This window comes from Acidisoma cellulosilyticum, assembly GCF_020621385.1.
Lineage (GTDB): Bacteria > Pseudomonadota > Alphaproteobacteria > Acetobacterales > Acetobacteraceae > Acidisoma > Acidisoma cellulosilyticum.
In genome coordinates this window covers 203,824-222,929 of record NZ_JAESVA010000004.1, presented here as the reverse complement: position 1 = coordinate 222,929, position 19,106 = coordinate 203,824, and the positions used below count along the sequence as shown (strand labels likewise).

At 64.7% G+C, this 19,106-nt stretch carries 13 protein-coding genes; 12 read left to right on the top strand and 1 reads right to left on the bottom strand.

What is annotated here, in order from left to right:
* Positions 1–38 precede the first annotated feature (38 nt).
* From ACELLULO517_RS13320 to ACELLULO517_RS13300, 5 genes are all read left to right on the top strand, one after another.
* Positions 39–1,430, top strand: a complete 1,392-nt coding sequence (locus ACELLULO517_RS13320; protein ID WP_227307888.1) for a GGDEF domain-containing protein — start codon at positions 39–41, stop codon at positions 1,428–1,430.
* Between the two features lie 480 nt (positions 1,431–1,910).
* The gene (locus ACELLULO517_RS13315; protein WP_227307887.1) at positions 1,911–3,506 is read left to right on the top strand and encodes a serine hydrolase; all 1,596 of its coding nucleotides are present in this window, start codon (positions 1,911–1,913) and stop codon (positions 3,504–3,506) included.
* A gap of 97 nt (positions 3,507–3,603) precedes the next feature.
* Positions 3,604–4,890 carry an MFS transporter gene (locus tag ACELLULO517_RS13310; protein ID WP_227307886.1) on the top strand — a complete coding sequence of 429 codons (1,287 nt, stop codon included), beginning with the start codon at positions 3,604–3,606 and terminating at the stop codon, positions 4,888–4,890.
* A 121-nt stretch (positions 4,891–5,011) separates the two neighbouring features.
* Positions 5,012–10,201 carry an alpha-2-macroglobulin family protein gene (locus ACELLULO517_RS13305; RefSeq protein WP_227307885.1) on the top strand — a complete coding sequence of 1,730 codons (5,190 nt, stop codon included), beginning with the start codon at positions 5,012–5,014 and terminating at the stop codon, positions 10,199–10,201.
* Positions 10,198–12,183: a transglycosylase domain-containing protein gene (locus ACELLULO517_RS13300; protein WP_227307884.1), complete on the top strand. Its 1,986-nt coding sequence runs from the start codon at positions 10,198–10,200 to the stop codon at positions 12,181–12,183. The genes ACELLULO517_RS13305 and ACELLULO517_RS13300 overlap by 4 nt, the downstream gene beginning before the upstream one ends.
* 147 nt (positions 12,184–12,330) lie before the next feature.
* Here the strand turns inward: ACELLULO517_RS13300 and ACELLULO517_RS13295 are convergent, their stop codons facing one another.
* Entirely contained in the window at positions 12,331–12,969 is a 639-nt protein-coding gene (locus tag ACELLULO517_RS13295; RefSeq protein ID WP_227307883.1) for an HD domain-containing protein, read from the bottom strand.
* Positions 12,970–13,063: 94 nt separating this feature from the next.
* Between ACELLULO517_RS13295 and ACELLULO517_RS13290 the strand changes: the two genes are divergently transcribed.
* From ACELLULO517_RS13290 to ACELLULO517_RS13260, 7 genes are read left to right on the top strand one after another with little or no spacing between them, the layout of a single operon-like run.
* A complete protein-coding gene (locus tag ACELLULO517_RS13290) occupies positions 13,064–14,047 on the top strand; it encodes a GlxA family transcriptional regulator (RefSeq protein ID WP_227307882.1) in 984 nt (327 codons plus the stop codon).
* A gap of 41 nt (positions 14,048–14,088) precedes the next feature.
* Positions 14,089–14,538 carry an urease accessory protein UreE gene (locus ACELLULO517_RS13285; protein ID WP_227307881.1) on the top strand — a complete coding sequence of 150 codons (450 nt, stop codon included), beginning with the start codon at positions 14,089–14,091 and terminating at the stop codon, positions 14,536–14,538.
* Positions 14,531–15,208: an urease accessory protein UreF gene (locus ACELLULO517_RS13280; protein WP_227307880.1), complete on the top strand. Its 678-nt coding sequence runs from the start codon at positions 14,531–14,533 to the stop codon at positions 15,206–15,208. Before ACELLULO517_RS13285 ends, ACELLULO517_RS13280 begins: the two co-directional genes overlap by 8 nt.
* A gap of 10 nt (positions 15,209–15,218) precedes the next feature.
* Complete coding sequence (ureB, locus tag ACELLULO517_RS13275; protein WP_227307879.1) at positions 15,219–15,914, top strand: urease subunit beta; 696 nt, start codon at positions 15,219–15,221, stop codon at positions 15,912–15,914.
* A 1-nt stretch (position 15,915) separates the two neighbouring features.
* Positions 15,916–17,622, top strand: coding sequence for an urease subunit alpha (gene ureC, locus ACELLULO517_RS13270; protein WP_227307878.1), 1,707 nt, complete (start codon positions 15,916–15,918; stop codon positions 17,620–17,622).
* Positions 17,619–18,239, top strand: coding sequence for an urease accessory protein UreG (ureG, locus tag ACELLULO517_RS13265; protein WP_227307877.1), 621 nt, complete (start codon positions 17,619–17,621; stop codon positions 18,237–18,239). Before ureC ends, ureG begins: the two co-directional genes overlap by 4 nt.
* Entirely contained in the window at positions 18,236–19,036 is an 801-nt protein-coding gene (locus ACELLULO517_RS13260; RefSeq protein WP_227307876.1) for an urease accessory protein UreD, read from the top strand. The genes ureG and ACELLULO517_RS13260 overlap by 4 nt, the downstream gene beginning before the upstream one ends.
* The last annotated feature ends 70 nt before the right edge of the window (positions 19,037–19,106 follow it).

Below are 19,106 nucleotides of genomic sequence, written 5' to 3'. Positions count from 1 at the left end.
AACGCGAAGGGCCTTCAGGAAAGGATCTAAGACTTTCGATGACTGGCAAGCCGCAAAAGCAGCCGCCGCGGCTCGCTACTTCGCATCCGCGACAGGGACCGGTGCGGCTCGCCCTGGCCATCGCACCGATATTGGCGATTGCTGCCACCGCCATCGGCCTTCTGGTGCTTCTCGGTTATGTCACCCACACGTCCTGGCTTTGGCGGCCCCTGGCCCATGGGCCCGCCACGCATCCGCTGACTGCAGCCTCTCTGGTCATGATCGGGGTGGCGGCCTATCTCAACCGCCGCCGTCGCGGACGGACGATTGCACTCTGTCTTGCCGTCGCCGTCATCACGATCGGCCTGGCCCGGCTGACCGATCCTTGGACCGGTGGCTCGATATTCCGGATGCTGACGCCTTTTCCAAGCATTTTGGCGGAGAATCTGAGCGCGGGCACACCCATTCGCATGGGACCCAATACCGCCGCATCATTATTGCTCTCGGCCATCGCCATCCTGTTCCAATCCAAGCACAGGATCGGCTTGGCACAACTGGCCGCCGCCGCCGCCGCATCGCTGCCGCTCATCGGGCTCACCGGCTATCTGGACGGTATCGCGACGTTCTACGGACAGATGGCGCCACCGACGATCATCAGCACGCTAGCAGCCTCAGGCGGCATTCTATTCGCGACCGCCCATCGCGGCATGCTGCGCGGCATATTGAGCCCTTGGCCTGCCGGGCGCATGGCGCGGATACAGATCGGCGCGCTGACGGGGGTTTATCTTCTCCTTGGATTTGTCGTCTGCCGCCTGGGCCTCGAAAACAACCTCAAGACCTTCGCGACTGAAACCATCTTCATGTCTTTCGTCATCGTGACGGTGATCGGCGCCAGCGCGACTGTCTACGAACGGCTGGACCGGCGCAGACGACAGGCGGAGCACGACTTCGAACAAGCCGCCATGGTCGATTTTCTGACCGGGCTCCGCAATCGTCGCAGCTTCTTCGCGGAAGCCGAGGCATTCTGGGCGCAGGAGCGCGACCCCAGGAATGGCGTCGGCGTCTTGCTCATGGATATCGACCACTTCAAATCCATCAACGACCGCTTTGGTCATGACGCTGGTGACGCCGTGTTGCGATGGATCGGCGCGCTGTTGCCGCAGCAGGTTCGCGGCTCCGACATTATCGGGCGCATGGGCGGGGAAGAATTCGCGATCCTGCTTCCCGGCGCGGATCTGCCCGCGGCGCTGCGTCTGGCTGAGGCAATCCGCGCGAAGCTCGCGGCCAAGGATTTTCGCGATCTGGTGCCTGGGTTGCCGCAAGTCACCGCATCCATCGGCGTGACCGCCGGGCTGCGCCGGAGGGAACCCTTGCGAGCGCTGCTGTCGACCGCCGACGCGGCGCTTTATCGGGCCAAGGATGCCGGGCGCAATCGCGTCGAGCACCCGTAACGCGACGTCGCCAGATTGGTTTTATTCGCTATAGCGAATTTCAAATCGCTCTAGCGTCTATCAAAAAGTTTACTGATTTCGTCCTTGCTGCGTCCTGAAGCATGTGTTCTACGGCATTAATCCTTAGACGAAAAAAAAAGGCGGTGCCGAAGCACCGCCAAGTTTAGGGAGGAAACGTCCAAGAAAGCAGCGACACGATCCGGGACCGCCGTACGCTGCTGCCATGTTAGTTACCTCCGTCTCACTCCCTTTGCAAGAATTTTGGTGCGCCGCAACATCACGTTTTTGTGGGTGTCGCGGTCAGCGGGATTTTGATCCGAATCGGCCTGGTCAGACCAGGTTTGGAAACCACTGATGATACCCGTATCCTGATATCGGGTCGCATGATCCGCTGATCCCCTCACTGGCACTCTCCCCAAAAGAGACGGACCGGCTTAAAGTTTCGCAAGCGGTATTACTGGCTTGGGAGACTGGAAGGCGATGGCGAACAAATCCTTTTTCTGGCTTTTTGGCTCCGGCATCCTGGCTGCCGGTCTGATGGCCGGCCAAGCCTCGGCTGCCCCCCCGCCTCCCGCCATCGACAACTCAGTCTCGCCGCCGGAAATGGTCGGTGTGCCGATCCCGCCAGGACAGATCGACAAGGCCGTCGCGCAGCTGGACGGATTGATCGCGCAAATCATGCAAAAGACCGGCATTCCCGGTTTGGCAGTCGCGGTCGTGCATAATGGCCAAACCGTCTATGCGAAGGGTTTCGGTGTCCGGCGCGTGGGATCGCCTGACAAGGTCGATGCCGACACGGTCTTCCAGCTCGCCTCCCTGTCCAAAGCGGTCGGCGCCACGGTCATCGCGCGCGAAGTCGGACAGCATGTCGTCACCTGGAACACGCCCATCGTGAAGCATCTGCCCTGGTTCGCACTCGGCGACCCCTGGGTCACGCAGCATGTCACCATCGGCGATATGTATGCGCATCGCTCGGGCCTGCCGGATCACGCGGGCGACGAACTGGAAGACCTCGGCTATACGCAGCGCCAGGTGCTGGACCGCTTACGATATCTGCCGTTGGCCTCATTCCGCGATACCTACGCCTATACGAATTTCGGCATCACGGCTGCCGCCGAAGCCGTGGCCGCCGCCTCCGGCAAGGATTGGGCGACCCTGTCGGACGATGCCATCTACCGCCCACTCGGCATGAATGTGACCAGCTCCCGCTTCGCGGATTTCGAGAAGCGGCCGGATAAGGCGGTCGGGCATGTTCTGGTCGATGGCGTTTACGCGGCGAAATATCAGCGCCAGCCGGATGCGCAGTCACCCGCCGGGGGTGTCAGCTCCTCCGTGAACGACATGGCGCATTGGATGGCAATGGTGATGCAGGACGGCGTCTATGACGCGAAACCGGTGATCGATCCGGATGCCCTGCTGCCGGCGGTGACGGGGGAGATCGTCGCCGCTCATTCCGCCAGCGTGACCGCCCGCCCCGGCCTCTACGGCTATGGTTTCAATGTCGGCACGCAACCGTCCGGCCGCACCACCATCAGCCATTCCGGCGCCTTCGCCCTCGGCGCCGCGACCAGTTTCATGATCATCCCCTCGGCCGGCATCGGCATCGTCACGCTCAGCAATGCGTCGCCGATCGGCGCGGTCGAGGCGCTGAACGCGATGTTCGCCGACCTGGTCCAGTTCGGATACGTGTCGCGGGACTGGCTGCATGACTATGGCCGGGTCATCGCACCGCTGATGGCGCCCCAAGGCACGCTCGCGGGCAAAACGCCGCCCGCCAACCCGGCACCGGCCAAGCCTCTCGCGGATTATGTCGGCGACTACGGAAACGACTATTTCGGCACCGCGCATATTGTGCAGCGGGGTGGCGCGCTGGTGCTGGTGCTCGGGCCGAAATCGATGGATTTCCCCCTGCGGCATTGGGACGGCGATATCTTCGCCTATACGCCCTCGGGCGAGAACGCGCCGGCAGGCTCGATCGGAAAGGTTCAGTTCACATCGGGGCCGACCGGCAAGGCTTCCGCATTGGATATCGATCTTTACGCCGAGACGGGCCGCAATCATTTCCTGCGCCGGTAGGAGGTCCGGCCGGCAGGCAGCCGATCCGGGGCCATTGCCCTGTTTTGGAATTGGCACCAGGATAGTTACGCCTGCATAACCGGCGGAACGAAGACCGATGCTCCTCAGCCTTCCCGCCCCGTCCCGGTTCCGCTGGTGGATCGTTCTTCTGCTGTTCGTCATTACGGTCTTCAATTATATCGACCGCTCGGCCATCGCCTATGCGGTACCGGCGATCAGCGCGCAATTCCATCTCGCGCCCAGCGCCATGGGCGTCATCCTCGGCGCCTTCGGCCTCGGCTATTTCGTCACCACCCTGATCGGTGGCGTCGCGATCGACCGCTGGGGCACGCGGATCGTGCTGCTGATCGCGGCCCTGGTCTGGAGCATCGCCATCGGCAGCACGGCCTTCGCCGTCGGATCCCTGTCGCTGCTCGCCGCGCGGGCCGGGCTTGGCCTCGCCGAGGGTCCCAATTTCTCTGCCATGAGCAAGGCCCTGGCCGAGTGGTTGCCTGCCAGGGAACGCGCGACGGCCATGGCCTGCGTCCTCGTCGCGGTGCCGGCGGCACTCGCCCTAGGCGGACCGCTCCTCACCGCCATCCTCGGCGTCGCTGGCTGGCGCCTCATGTTCGGGATCTTGAGCCTTCTCGTGCTCGTCTGGATTCCCTTCTGGCTCTGGCTGTTCCGCGACAGCCCGGCGGCCTCACCTTATGTCAATGCGGCGGAAGGCCGCGTCATCAGCGGCAACGACACGGCAAAACGGACGCCCGACCACGCTTTCCGCTGGCGCGATATCGGGCTGGTGCTGGCCAATCGGACGCTGGCCGCCAATACCTTCGCCTTTTTCGTCTTCGGCTATTCCTTGTTCTTCTTCATGAACTGGCTGCCGACATTTTTGGAAAACCACTACCATCTCAGCATCCACAATGTCGGTCTCTTCTCCTTCCTGCCCTGGAGCTTCGCGGCGGTTCTGCTGTTTGCCTGCGGGCCATTTTCGGATTTTCTTCTGCGCAAAACAGGCAGTCTGCGGATCGCGCGCAGCTATCTGCTGATCATCAGTCAACTCGGCGCTGCCCTTGCCGTCATTCCGGTCGTGCTGTCCGGCAATAGCACGGTCGCGATCCTGTTCATCTCCCTCGCGGTCGGGCTGAATATGAGCACGAACGCCGTCTATTTTGCGGCGGGCGTGGATGTCGCGCGCCGGCAGGCGGGCACCGCCCTCGGCATCATGGACGCGGGACTCGCCGTCGCCGCCTTCGTGGCACCCAGCCTGACCGGATACGTCGTCTCCCTCACTGGCAGTTTCAGCGCGGCCTTCTGGCTTCTCGGTGCGCTTTCGCTCTCATCGGCCATCATCGTCGCGGTCTTCCATCGGCCTGATACAGACCGGTTGGCGGAGGTCTGAGCCGACGTCGTGCGCGTGAGATCAAGGTGACAATCCGCCGCCCCCGTCCGAGGTAGGATACCAAAGCGCGGATCGAGCGCGTAAAGATCCCAGCCAAGACCGGACGACCTGGGAGAAAAACATGTCGCTTTTCCGCCGCTTGGCGATCGCCACGCTTCTGATGGGGCTCGCCGTCACGCCGCTCGCGCAAGCGCAGGATGCGTCGGATGAGCTCAACCTTCCCGGTCTTCAAAGCGATGCCGAAAGCTTCGCCGCCAAGCTGCGCGCGCCCTATCCGGCGGGTCTGACGGACGCGAAGCTGCGCGACGCGGCGGACACCGCCAAGGCAGCCATAGCAGCCAAGGATTACGCCAAGGCCCTGCCCGCTTTGCAGATGCTGATCGGCGGCCTGCCCCAGAACACGACGCCCAATAGCGCGACCTGGCTGTTCCTGGCGCAAGCGGAACTGGCAGTCTCTCCGCCCCAGCCGCAGCTCGCTCTGGACGCATCCTGGCTCGCCTTCACGACGGTCGATCAGAACAGCGCGACAGCAGTCGCTGACCAGGTCGCGGCACTCCAGCTCATGCGAACGGCGCTGGTGGCGTTGAAGGAGCCGATCCCGGAAGTCCAGGTGCTGGCCGCCATCGCCCGCCGCCTGCCGCATGATGCGGCGATGCAGGCGGAATTGGCCCAGCGCCGGCAGGCGCTCGGCCTGCTGTTCAATGGTCTGACGACCGACGCCGAATCCTTCCCGACCCGCGCGTGCCTGACCTTCCTCGGTGACCCCTCGACCTCACCCGACTTCCATCCGGGGGACTGGGTGGCGTTGCGGCCTGCGGTGAAGGACGCCGCCGTCACGCTGGAATCGCAGCGCATCTGCATCACGGGCCTGCCCGCTGGCGCGACGACCCAGGTCACCTTCCGCCAGGGCATGCCGGGCGATGGCGGCCTGTCGCTGCGCCAAAACCTGACCGTCCCGGTCGCGATGCCCGACCGCTCACCGCGCCTGGTCTTCGACGGCAGCCGCTTTCTGCAGCCGAAGGATGCGCTTGCGACGGTCGCCCTCGACGCCGTCAACCTCTCGGCCGTGAAGCTCTCGCTGGTCAAGATCGGGGAGCGCAACCTGCTGCATGTCATGCAGACCTATCCGCCGAGCAATGGCGCGATCGATATCTATGGCGCGCAGGACCTCGCCCAGAACCAGGGCAAAACCGTCTGGTCGGGCCGCGCCGATATCGCCCATTTCACGCGCAATGCGCTGACCCATAGCGTGCTGCCGTTGCCGGCTGCGCTCTCGGCGCCTGGCCTTTACGCGCTGATCGCCACACCGGGCGACGGCACGCCCTTCGCAGACGGCAATGCACCCGCCGCCGTGCAGCTGATTCTCCGCACCGATCTGGCGCCGACCGTCTGGCACGGCACCGATGGGGACACGGTGCAGATCCGCTCCTATGCCACCGGCCTGCCTGTCGCCGACGCGAAAGTCGATCTGATAGCGACCGATAATGACATCCTGGCCAATGCGACCAGCGACCATGACGGCATCGTACATTTCGCCCAGCCTCTGCTCGCCGGGCAGAACGGCCTCGCGCCGGCCGGTCTGCATATCTATGGCGCGGACGGGGACTTTACCCGGCTTGATCTGACGGCGCCCGATTTCGATCTGTCGGACCGTGGCGCCTCCGGCCTGCCGCAACCCGGTCCGGTCGATCCCTTCATCTGGACCGATCGCGGCATCTATCGCCCCGGTGAAACCGTGCAGGTCATGGCGCTGCTGCGCGATGAAAGCGGCCAGCCCACCGACCTGCCGCTGCATCTGATCGTGACGCGGCCGGACGGACGGGTGTTTCAGGATAGCGTCCCCGCCCGCGCGGCCGATAGTTCCATCCATCAAGCCGTGACGCTGTCCTCCGGCGCTCAGTTCGGCACCTGGGACATCGCGCTCAAGACCGATCCCGCCGGCCCTGCCATCGCCGATCAAATCTTCACGGTCGACGCCTTCGTGCCGCCGCGCCTCGCCGTGGAATTCGCGAAGACCGCACCGGCGATTTTGGAACCGGGGCGCGAGACCGATCTGCCGGTCAATGTTCGCTTTCTGTATGGCGCGCCGGGTAATGATCTGTCGGGCTCCGCGACCGTCACCATCGTTCCCAACCCGACGCCCTTCGCCGATTTCGGCAGCTATCACTTCGGCCTCACGGAGGACGCTTTCACCTCCAGCCAATCCCAGCCGGATGTGGCGGCCACCGACGATGCCGGCAATACCACCGTGCCGGTCGATCTCTCGACACTGCCCGATACCAGCCTCGCCTTGCAGGCACAGATCTCTGTCACGGTGAATGATCCGGCGGGCCGCAGCGTCGGTGCCAATTCATCCCTGCCCATCCGACCGGCTGCACCGATGATCGGCATCGCCGAGGATTTCTCGGGCGATTCCGTCAACGAAAACGCTAAGGCGGGCTTCCGCATCGTCGCCGTCGCGCCGGACGGCAAGCGGGTCGCCATGCCCGTGCAGATCCGTCTGGTACGGCAGACGCCGGATTGGCGCTTGTCCGTGACCAACGGTCAGGCGCGGTATGAGACGGTCTGGCGGGAAGAGCCGGTCGACAGCCAGGACATCACCATTCCCGCCGGCGGTGCGCCGGTCAGCTACGGCAAAAACCTGCCCTTCGGCCGCTACCGCCTGCAGGTGCTGCAAGCAAGCGGCGGCATGGCCGCAAGTTCCGTCATCTTCTATTCCGGCTGGGCGGTCGGCGATAATCCGGATGTGCCGGCCCGCGTTTCCGTCCGCGCCGACAAGCAGAGCTATGAGCCGGGCGACATCGCCACCATCCATGTCGAGGCGCCCTATGCCGGCACCGCGACCGTGCTGGTCATGACCGACCGCATCAAGCGGCTGATCGACCTCACACCCGCCTCCACCAGTTTCGATGTCCGCATCCCCGTCACGGCCGATTGGGGACCGGGCGCCTATATCGGCGTGCATGTCTTCCGCCCCGGCGGTACGACGGCGGACGCCGACAAGCAGGTGGCACCCGCGCGTGCCATCGGCCTCACCTGGGTGGCGCTCGATCCGAAACCCCGCACCCTGCCGCTGAGCATCCAGACAGCGCCGATCTATCGCCCGCGCACCACGGCAAGCTTCGCCGTGAAGACGACGCCCGGGGCCTGGGTGACGCTGGCAGCGGTGGACGAGGGTATTCTGTCCCTCACCAATTTCCAGACGCCCGATCCGCTCGGCCATTTCTTCGGCAAGCGCATGCTGGGCGTCGGCATTCATGATGACTGGTCACGCCTATTGGCGCCGGCGGGTGCCGCCAATACCATCCTCCGCCAGGGCGCGGGCGGCGATATCGACGTCTCCTCCGCCCCCATTCCTCAGAAAATCGTCTCGCTATTCGCCGGGCCGGTGCAGGCCGGGCCGGACGGCATCGCGACCTTTCCGCTCGCTTTGCCGGACTTCGACGGCACGCTGCGCCTGATGGCGGTCGGCTGGGACGGCAACCAGAGCGCCAGCCTGGGTCAGGACATCATCATGCGCGACCCGGCAATTGTGGAGCCGCTGCTGCCGCGCTTCCTCGCCCCCGGCGATCAGGCACAGATCGCCGTCATGCTGCAGAACCTGGAATTGCCGCCCGGGCAATTCACACTCCACGTCACCGCCTCCGGCGCACTGGCGCTGAGCGGCAAGGACCCGGCACCCGTCACCCTCGCCAGCCAGCAGCGTCTGCTGGTGCCGGTCACACTGACCGCCAAAAACGCCGGCATGGGCGACCTTACCGTCACGGCCGATGGGCCGAAGGGCTTCCATGTGGTCCATGACACCAGCATCAGCGTTCATTCCGCCCGCGCGCCGGTCGCACAGGTGACCGTGCTGAACCTGCCGCCGGGCGCCCCGTCCCAGACCGTCACGCCGAACACCTCTGCCTTCATCCCCGGCACCTGGCGGGCCAGCGCTGCCTTCGGCCTCGGCGTTCGTTACGATCCGGCTGCCATGGTGCGCGCGCTGGAAGACTATCCGCTGGATTGTCTGGAGCAGCTGACCAGTCGCGGCCTGCCGCTCGCCATGCTGTCGGGTTCCGTCGCCGGACCGGACCGCGCCGCGGTCCTGCAGCAGGTTGTCTCCGCACTGTCCGACCGGCAGCGCTATGACGGCGCCTTCGGCCTCTGGTCCTCCAGCGGCGATGCCGAGCCTTGGCTAACCGCCTATGCGACCGACATGCTGCTGCGCGCCCAGAAGGCCGGGGCTGCCGTGCCGCAGCCGATGATCGATCAGGCCATGGGCTGGCTGACGACGGAAATCGCGACGCCACCGTCCAGCCCGGATGATTATTCGGCTCAGGCCTATGCGCTCTATGTCCTCTCGCTCGCCGGCCGCGCACCGGCGGGGGCCATTCGTGTCGCTGCTGCGGGCGTTGATTCTGAGCCGACGCCGCTGGCCCGCGCGCAGATCGCGGCCGCCCTCGCCCGTCTCGGCCAAGCCGATCAAGCAAAAGCCATCTTCGCCTCGGTGCTGGCCGATCCGCGCCGCAAGCCCTGGTATGGCGATTACGGCTCCTCGCTCCGCGATCAGTTGGCGAGTGCCGTGCTGATCGCCGAAAGCGGGATGATGAATGATCGCCTGTCGAGCATCCGTGCGGCCTTGCCCGGCGCCGACCTTAATCCGGATGATCTCAATACCCAGGAACAGGCCTGGGCTGGTGCGGCAGCGGCCGCCATGGCAGCGAGCAGCGGCCCGGTGACGCTGATCGCCAACGGCAAGCGCCTTGGGCCGGCCCCCGCCATCAATCTGCCCCTGATGGCACCGCTCACCGTGCAGAACCCCGGCAAAACAACGCTGCCCGGCAGCGTTGTCGTGCAGGGCGTACCCCTCACCGCGCCCGCCGCCGCGCATAACGGCATCGTCGTGCATCGGCATTTCTTTGCCATGGACGGGACGGAGATCAACCCGGACAAGCTGACCCAGAACACGACCTTCGCCATAGTGATCGACGGGCAGGCGACCGACGGGCAGGACCATCATGCCGTGGTGCTCGCCGGACTTCCGGCAGGCTGGGAAATCGCCGGGCGCTTCCCCGGTGGCGCCGTGCCGGGCATGGATTGGCTCGGCACCTTGACCTCCACGGATAGCGAGGCTGCCGCCGATGACCGTTACGCGGCGGCCATCAGCCTGACGGGCGATCAGGCAAGCTTCCGGCTGGCCGTCATCCTCCGCGCCGTGACGCCGGGCGCATACGAATATCCTGGCATCACCGTCGCCGACATGTACCGCCCGGCTATTTTCGCGCGCCAAGGCACGGTGCATATCACGGTGACACCGGCCGCCCCGTGACGCGAAAGAAGTATAGGCGGCTCGGACTCGCCTGCCTCGGTGCTGTACTGGCGCTGACGGCAGGTGCGGCCGGCCTTGCGGTCCTCGGCCGTTTGGATCCGGCGCCGATGCCGCCAGTCAGCGCCTGGGGGACGCGCATCCTGGCGGATGACGGGTCTCTCCTTGCCCTCGCCCCGGCGCCCGGCGGGGTCTGGCGGTTCGACACCTCGGCCGATGATGTTTCTCCGTTTTTGCGGCAGTTGCTGGAGACGGTCGAGGATCGCCGTTTTGGGACGGAACCGGGGGTCGATCCGCGCGCCGTGCTGCGCGCCGGCCTGCAATGGGCGGCGGCCGGCCATGTCGTCTCCGGCGGCTCCACGCTGACCATGCAGGTCGCGAAACTATTGGACCCGCGACCGCGCCGGCTTTCTGCCAAGGTTCTGGAAACCGCCCGCGCCTTTGACCTTTGGCGAAGAATGCGGCCTGACCGCATCATGGGGCTTTGGCTGTCCTTGGCGCCTTTCGGCGGTAACCTCGTGGGGGTTGAAGCCGCCTCCTACGCCTATTTCGGCAAGCCGCCGGGCGCATTGGACGCGGCGGAGGCCGCCTTGCTGGTGGCCCTGCCTCGCCGGCCGGAGGCGCTGCGGCCGGACCGACACCCGGAGGCCGCGAAGCGCTTGCGCGACCGGATTCTCGTTCTTGCCGAACAGCGCGGCCTGCTGACCGCGGCCGAAGCGACAGTCGCGCAGGCGGAGCCGGTGCCGACGCACCGCTTCCCGATGCCGCGCGCCTTGCCGCAACTTCTGGCATCTTTGCACCACCCGCCGGTGCTGCGCACAAGCATTGACCCGGTCATTCAGGCCGCCGTCGATCAAGCAGCACAGGCGGCACTCACGGACCTCCCGCCGCGCGTGGCGCTGGTCGTCATGGTCGGCGATCTGAAGTCGCGAAAACTCTCGGCCCTCTGGCTGGGGGATTGGATTGACAAGGCGCGGGCTGGACGGACGGATTTGACCCGCGCTTTGCGCAGTCCGGGCTCGGCCCTGAAACCTTTCCTCTACGCACTCGCCTTCGCCGATGGGCTGGCCCAACCGAACAGTCTTCTGGCCGATACGCCGGATCGCTTCGGCAGCTATGGCCCCGAAGATTTTACGGGGCGCTTCGCGGGGCGGGTGACGGCGGCGGAAGCTCTGCGCCGCTCGCTCAACCTTCCGGCGGTCGGTCTGCTCGCCCGCTACGGCGCCTTGCGCTTCAGCGCCGCTCTCACCGCCGCCGGCACGCCCTTGGCGCTGCCGCGCGACGCTGCGCCCAGCCTGCCGATCATCCTGGGTGGTGCCGGCCTCTCCATGCGCCAGTTGATGGCGCTTTACGCCGGGCTGGCGACGGATGGCCGCGTCCAACCGCTCAGCCTGTTTGACAAGCCATCACCGCAAAACCACCGCCTGCTGCCGCCGGCATCGGCTCAGACGGTCGCCGATATCCTGACGCGGCCTTTCCCGGGGGAGGCAACCGCGCGCGGCATCGCCTGGAAAACGGGAACAAGCTGGGGCGATCGCGACAATTGGGCCTTCGGTTTCGACCGTACCCATATCATCGGTGTCTGGGTCGGACGGCCGGACGGCACCGCGATGGATAGCGGCGCCGCCGCCGATCACGCGCTGCCGATCCTGGCGCGTCTGTTCAGCGCCGTGCCGGCAGCACCGCGTGTGGTGGTACCTGAAACACGGATGCTGTCTTTCGCCGCTGCCCCCTCACCCGATCCGCTGCGCCTGCTGTTTCCGCCACCGGGTGCCGTCATCGACGGTCTTGGGCCGCTCGACCTCAAAGCCATGGGTGGCGAGCGGCCTTTGAGCTTTCTGATTGACAACGCACCGATATTCTCCATCGGCGCGCTGCGGCAGACGCAATGGCTGCCGCCCGGCCCCGGCTTCTATCATGTCACGGTGCTGGACGCGGCTGGCGCCGCCGTCCATGCCGCCATCCGCGTCACCGAAGGAGATTAGACAATGACGTCTGCTCAACCGGGTAGGTCCGCGCAACATGTGCGCGGATGACAGCTAAAAACCAGTTTTAAAACTCGTCATCCCCGGGCTCGTCCCGGGGACCTACCCTTTTTCAGCCGCACAACGCCTCTTCTACCGGCGAAACGCTCAGCCCTTCCAGCAGGAGCACCGAATGACGTTGCAAAAATTGCCGGGATGGAAGCTCGGCTCCTTGTCGGCGATGACATCCCCCTTCACATTGCCGAAGGTCGTCTGCGGCTTGTGCTTGATGCCGTCATAAAAGGCCTGGATGATGTCTTCCTTGAACTGCGGCGTGCGCGGAAAAGCTGCCGTCACCGCCTCCCGCTCCGCATCCGAATACTCCTTATAGGTCAGGCCCAGCACGTCCATCTCGACGCCCGCCGTCACCAGCGCCACGACAGGGTGCATATGCTGCGGAATGCCCGGCGTCGTGTGCAGGGCGATGGCCGTCCACACCGTATCGACATCGGCCTGGGCGATGCCGTGGCGCTTCAGGAAATCCCGCGCGGCATTGGCGCCATCGACCTCGAAACGCTCATGCGCACTGCTATGGGCTTTGGTCAGGCCCATGTCGTGAAACATCGCGCCGGTATAAAGCAATTCGCGATCGAAGCTCAGCCCCTGGCCGACACCCGCCATGGCACCGAACAGGTACACGCGGCTGGAATGGTTGAACAGCAATTCGGATTCCGTATCGCGCACGATCTCAGTCACTTCGCGTGCCAGCTTACTGTCCGGGATGGCGACGGCTTCAAATCTGCTCATGGTCTCTGTCCTCGTTCTGTGAAAAGGAGAGTAGCCCTGCGGCGAAATGTCTTCTATCGTCTGAATACGATTAATATGGACATTTCACCGGACAATGAGACGCCCTGACGCATCACGACGGATCGGCATCCTCGCATTGCCCGGCGTGCAACTGCTCGACGTCGCGGGTCCTTTGGATGTCTTCGCGGAAGCCAATCTCCAGGCCGGCAGCCTGGCCTATGAGCTGAAGGTCATCGGCACCGCCCCTGGGCCGATCGCCAGTTCCTCGGGCATGCGTCTTCTCCCGGATTCTGTTCTCGGTGAGGACAGCGAAAAATTCGACACGCTGCTCATCGCCGGCGCCCCGCATTTCGGCCAGAGATTGCCCGAGGCCAAAATACTCGATTGGCTGCTTCACGAAGCACCACGTGCCCGCCGCTTCGGCTCGGTCTGCAGCGGCGCCTTGGCGCTGGCCGCGACGGGATTGCTCGACGGACGGCGCGTCACCACCCATTGGTCGGTCGCTGACCTGCTCGCGGAACGCTTTCCGGCGGTCGAGGTCGTCGTCGATGCGCTGCATGTGCGGGACGGACCGGTGCGCACCGCCGCCGGGGTGACGGCCGGGCTCGATCTCGCCCTCGCTTTGGTCGAGGAGGATCTGGGACAGGAGATCGCGAAACGCGTCGCCTCCCAACTCGTCATGTTCTTTAAGCGGCCCGGCGGGCAGTTGCAGTTCAGCCGGCGCGGTGCGGCCAACCCCGCCGGTCGCTCCTCCCTGCAGCAGATCCAGCGCTGGGTGATTGCCCATCCGGATGAGGATGCGAGCCTGGCGACCCTTGCCGACCGGGCCGGGCTCAGCCCAAGACATTTCGCTCGGCTGTTTCAACAGGAATTGGGCCAGACGCCGGCCACCTGGGTCAATACCGTCCGTATCGAGGCCGCGAGGCAGATGCTGGAAGCAGGCGAGCGGCCGAAACAGGTCGCCGGTGCCTGCGGCTTCGGTGACATCGACAGTTTCCGCCGCGCCTTCCAACGGCAGTTGAACGTCACCCCGGCCGACTACCGGCGCCGCTTCGAGACGCGCGAGGATAAGGGTTGAACCGTATCGACATTCGCGCCGGCTGATGGAAGACTAGGGTGATGGACCAGCCGATAGTGATCGAAGCGATAATGGGATCTCAGACCGATCCCACCCTGGCCGAGCGCCTGCATGACATCAGCCATCATGGTGTGGTGGAGGTGTTGTTCGTGGAACCGGCAGACCTGCCGCGCCGGCGCTTTCACAGCCATACCGACCGCGGCACCGCCTGCTTCGTTTCCCTGCCGCGTGCGACACAGCTTTTCGATGGCGCAGTGCTTCATCTGGAGAATGACCGCGCTATCATTCTGCGCGTCGGCCAGCAGAACTGGTTGCGCCTGCGCCCGAGCGACGATGGCGCCATGGAACTCGGCTATCTCGCCGGCAATCTGCATTGGAAAGTGCGGTTCGAGGAGGGCTGCCTGATGGTGGCACTGGACCGTCCGGTGGAGGAATACCGCGCGCGGCTTGTAGACCTGCAGAGCGCCGGCAAAGTCTCGGTCGTTGAATGACCTATCCGGACTTCTGACGGCCCTGCAATTCGGCGACGGTCAGTTCCCGGGCGGCGGCTTCGCCTTCTCCTGGGGGCTGGAATCGTTGATCGCCGACGGCCAAATCACGCGCACCGGCTTCGGCGGTTTCCTGGCCGGTCAGATGCGGCATCGCTGGGCCAAATGCGATCGCGTTATCATCGCCCATGCCCATGCGGCGGCGGGTGATCTGTCCCGGCTGCTCGCGCTCGATGATCTGGCCGATGCCTGGGCCACGGTGGAGACGATGCGAGCGGGCTCCCGCCGCGCCGGGCTGGCTCTATTGGGCACGCATCTGCGGCTCGGAACGCCGGGCGCTCAACCACTTAAGAATGCGATCGATGGCGGCAAGGCTCAAGGCCATCTTCCCGTCGTGCAAGGCGTGGTGCTCGCAGGCATCGGTCTCGATGGGCCCAGCGCGCTTGCCGTCAGCGCCTATGGCATGGCGCAAAGCTTCTGCACGGCCGCGATCCGCCTCGGCCTCATCAGCCATCTCGACGCCCAGCGCAGCCTCGCTGATGTCAGACCCGATCTTGCGCGGATCATCGCAGAGCCGATGCCGGACACCGACGATATCCAGAGTTTCACGCCGCTCGCCGATATCGCGGCGATGCGGCACATGGATCAGACACAGCGTCTTTTCTCCAATTGAGGGATGGCCGATGAATCTCGCGCCCACTGAAATTGAACGCCTGACGATGTTCATGGCAGCCGAACATGCCCGGCGCCTGCGCGTCCATGGTATCAAGCTCTCCCACCCCGAGGCCATCGCGCTGATCGCGGATGAGATGATGCTCGCCGCCCGCAAGGGCATGACCTATGAGGCAATCGTCAATTTCGCCGGGCAGTTGCTGACAGCCGATGACGTGGAACCCGGCGTGCCGCCGATGGTCGATATGATTTCGGTCGAGGCGAATTTCACCGAAGGCACCAAGATGGTCATCGTCTTCAACCCGATCGGGCCAGGGACGGAACCGGCACCGGAGATCGATGAACCGGGGGAGATCATCACGCTGGACGGTGAGATCGAGCTGAATGCCGGCCGGCCGCTGACGGTGATCGATGTCGTCAATACCGGCGACCGCGACATCCAGGTGCGCAGCCATACCCATTTCTTCGAGGTCAATCCGGCGCTCGACTTTGATCGCGCCCAGGCCTTCGGCAAGCGGCTGGACGTTCTGTCGGGCGGCGGCGTGCGGTTCGAGCCTGGCTTGCGCAAGCGGGTCACGCTCATCCCCATGGCCGGCGACCGCATCGTCATGGGCCAGTCCGGATTGACGCAGGGCAAGCTGGACGATGACGCGGTGCGCGAGGCTGCCTTCACCGCCGCACGCGCCGGCGGCTATCGGGGTATTTGATATGGCAAAGATTTCCCGGCGCGATTATGCAGCGACCTTCGGTCCCACCACGGGCGATATGATCCGCCTGGGCGACACCAATCTGCTCGCCGAGATCGAGCGCGACTACACGATCTATGGCGAGGAGCTGACGACCGGCGCCGGCAAGATGATGCGTGACGGTGAAGGCTTTCAGACCACCGGCACCTATGCCTCCGGCGCGCTCGACAGCGTCATCCAGAACGCCACCATTATCGACCCTGTCCTCGGCATCATCAAAGCCGATATCGGTATCCGCGACGGGCTGATCGTCGGCATCGGCAAGGCCGGCAATCCGGATATCATGGCGGGCGTCGATCCCCATCTGCGGACTGGTCCCAACACCACCGTCTATCATGGCGAGCCCTATATCATCACCGCCGGCGCGGTGGAGGCGCATGCCCATTTCTTGTCGCCGCAGCAGAGCGAACACGCGCTCGCTGGTGGCACCACGACCATCATCGGCATGTCGCCGGGTCCGCATTTCGACGTGACCTGTTCCGGCCCCAATGTCCTCGGCCAGCTGATCCAGGGGGCTGATCATTCCTGCCTCAATTTCGGCTTCCTCGGGCGGGGCTGTTCCGACCCTGCGGCGGTCGAGGAATCGGTCGCCGGCGGCGCGCTCGGTGTCAAAATCCATGAGGATTTCGGGGCTTCCGGTGCGGTCATCGACGGATCGCTGATCGCGGCTGACCGCCACGACTTCTGCGTCAATCTGCATACCGACACGATCAACGAATTCGGCTTCTGCGAGGATACGCTGCGCGCCGTCGGCAATCGCACCATCCACATGTATCACACGGAAGGCGCCGGCGGCGGCCATGCGCCGGATCTGCTGCGCGTCAACAGCTTCGCCAATGTCCTGCCGTCATCGACCAACCCGACCAATCCGTTCACGGCCTATGCTCTGAACGAGGGCTTGCCCATGACCATGCTGGCGCATGTCATGAATTGGCGTCTGGCGGAGGATCTGGCTTTCGCGGAATCCCGTATCCGGCCGCAGAGCATGGCGGCGGAGGATTTCCTGCACGACATGGGCGCTATTTCCATCTTCGCGACCGACAGCCAGGGCATGGGCAGGCTCGCCGAAAACGTCGCCAAAGCCTGGCAATTGGCGGCTGTGATGAAGGACCGTGTCGGGCGTCTGCCGGAAGAAAAGACAGCGCGGGCCGATAACGAGCGCATCAAGCGCTATATTGCGAAATACACCATCAACCCGGCGATCGCAGCGGGCATCGACAGCCATGTCGGCTCCATCGCGCCCGGCAAGATGGCGGACCTCGTTTTCTGGAAGCGCGCGGCTTTCGGCATCAAGCCTTGGCTGGTCATGAAGCGCGGCTTCATCGCCTGGGCAGTGATGGGGGACGCCAATGCCAGCCAGATCGATAGCGAGCCGATGATCCAGCGACCGATGTGGGGATCGACCGGCGTCTCCCCCCAGCATCTCGGTGTCACCTTCGTCTCCAAACTCGCGATACAGGCCGATATCCAGACCAAGCTCGGCGTCGGCAAGCGCATGGTGCCCATCACCTCCGTCCGCAATCTCGGCAAGCGCGACATGATCCGCAATGACGCGCAGCCGCATATCGAGGTTGACTCCGCGACATTCGAAGTGCGGGCCGATGGCAGGCTGCTCACCTGCCCGCCCACGGCAGTCGTACCGCTCAACAGAAAGTACATGCTGCGATGAGAAAGATTGGCGCGGCCCGTATCGGCATCGGCGGGCCTGTCGGATCCGGCAAGACGGCCCTGGTCGAGCGGTTGATCCCGGCTTTGCACAAACGCGGCGTCGATCTCGCCGTTATCACCAATGACCTTGTCACGCATGAGGATGCCGAGCGCCTGCGCCGCACCAATCTTCTGGCGCCGGAACGCATTCTGGCGGTCGAGGCCGGCGCCTGCCCGCATACGGTGATCCGCGAGGACCCGACCTTGAACATGGAGGCAGCCGACAGTCTCGATCGCGATTTCCCTGATCTGGACCTGATCCTGATCGAAAGCGGCGGCGACAACCTCGCCTCCACCTTCTCGCTCGATCTGGTCGACTACTGGCTGTTCGTGATCGATGTCGCGGGTGGTGATGACATTCCGCGCAAGCGCGGACCCGGCGTCATCCAATCGGATCTTCTCGTCATCAACAAGGTCGATCTGGCGCCCTATGTTGGCGTGACCTTGGCGCCGATGATCCGCGAGGCCTCCGCCGCCCGCGCCGGTCGGCCGGTTCTTTGCACCAATTGCCGGGCGAACGAGGGTATCGACGCCGTCGCTGACGCGCTTTGCGCAGCCGTGCTGTATCAGGCAGCATGAACGCACTGGCTGACCTGAGCCCACCGCCGCTCGACCTGTCTTTCCAGAAGCGCGGCCGGCAGACGGTGCTCGCGCATCGGCATGTCACTTATCCCTTCTTCGTCACGGCCCCTTTGCGGGGACAAGGGCCGACGGCCCGGATCATTCTGCAATCCGTCTCGGGCGGCTTGTTCGGTGATGAGCGGGTCGCGCAGCGCATCGCCGTGGGGCCTGATGCGTCGGCCGTCATTGTCATGCCGTCCGCCACCATCGTGCATGACCGGCGCGGCAAGGCATCTCCAAACTTCGCCGTAACGCTGCACGTCGAGGATAGAGCCTGCCTTCACTATCTGCCGCGCCCTGTCATTCTTCTACCCGGCAGCGGGCTTGTCCAATCCATCGACCTGACCATCGGACAGGACAGCACGGTCCTGATTCAGGACGGCTTTCTCATGCATGATCCGCAGGGTTTCGCCGCCGCGCAGCGCCACTTGGACAGTCGCGTCAGCATTCGCGATGCCGCCGGGCGCATTGTCGCGCTCGACCGGACGAAGATCACGGATACGGATATCGCCGCCGGCACCTATCGCGCCTTCGGCAGTCTTTGGCTGCTGCGCGCCATGCACGACGGGTTTTACGAGACGGTCAAGGACGTTTTGTCGCGCCTCTCTGGCAACAGCACGTCCTGTTATTGGGGCATGACCCGGCTGCGTGCAGAAAGCGGCATCATGATCCGCATTGCAGCGCATGACGGCGGCGATCTCGATATCGCCATGACGGAAATCCGAAACGCCCTGCTGACGGCAATCGCTGTTTAGAGTCTGTCAGGTTTTAATAGATAATTTGTCATCCGCGCACTTGTTGCGCGGACCCACCCGCCGCGGCGCC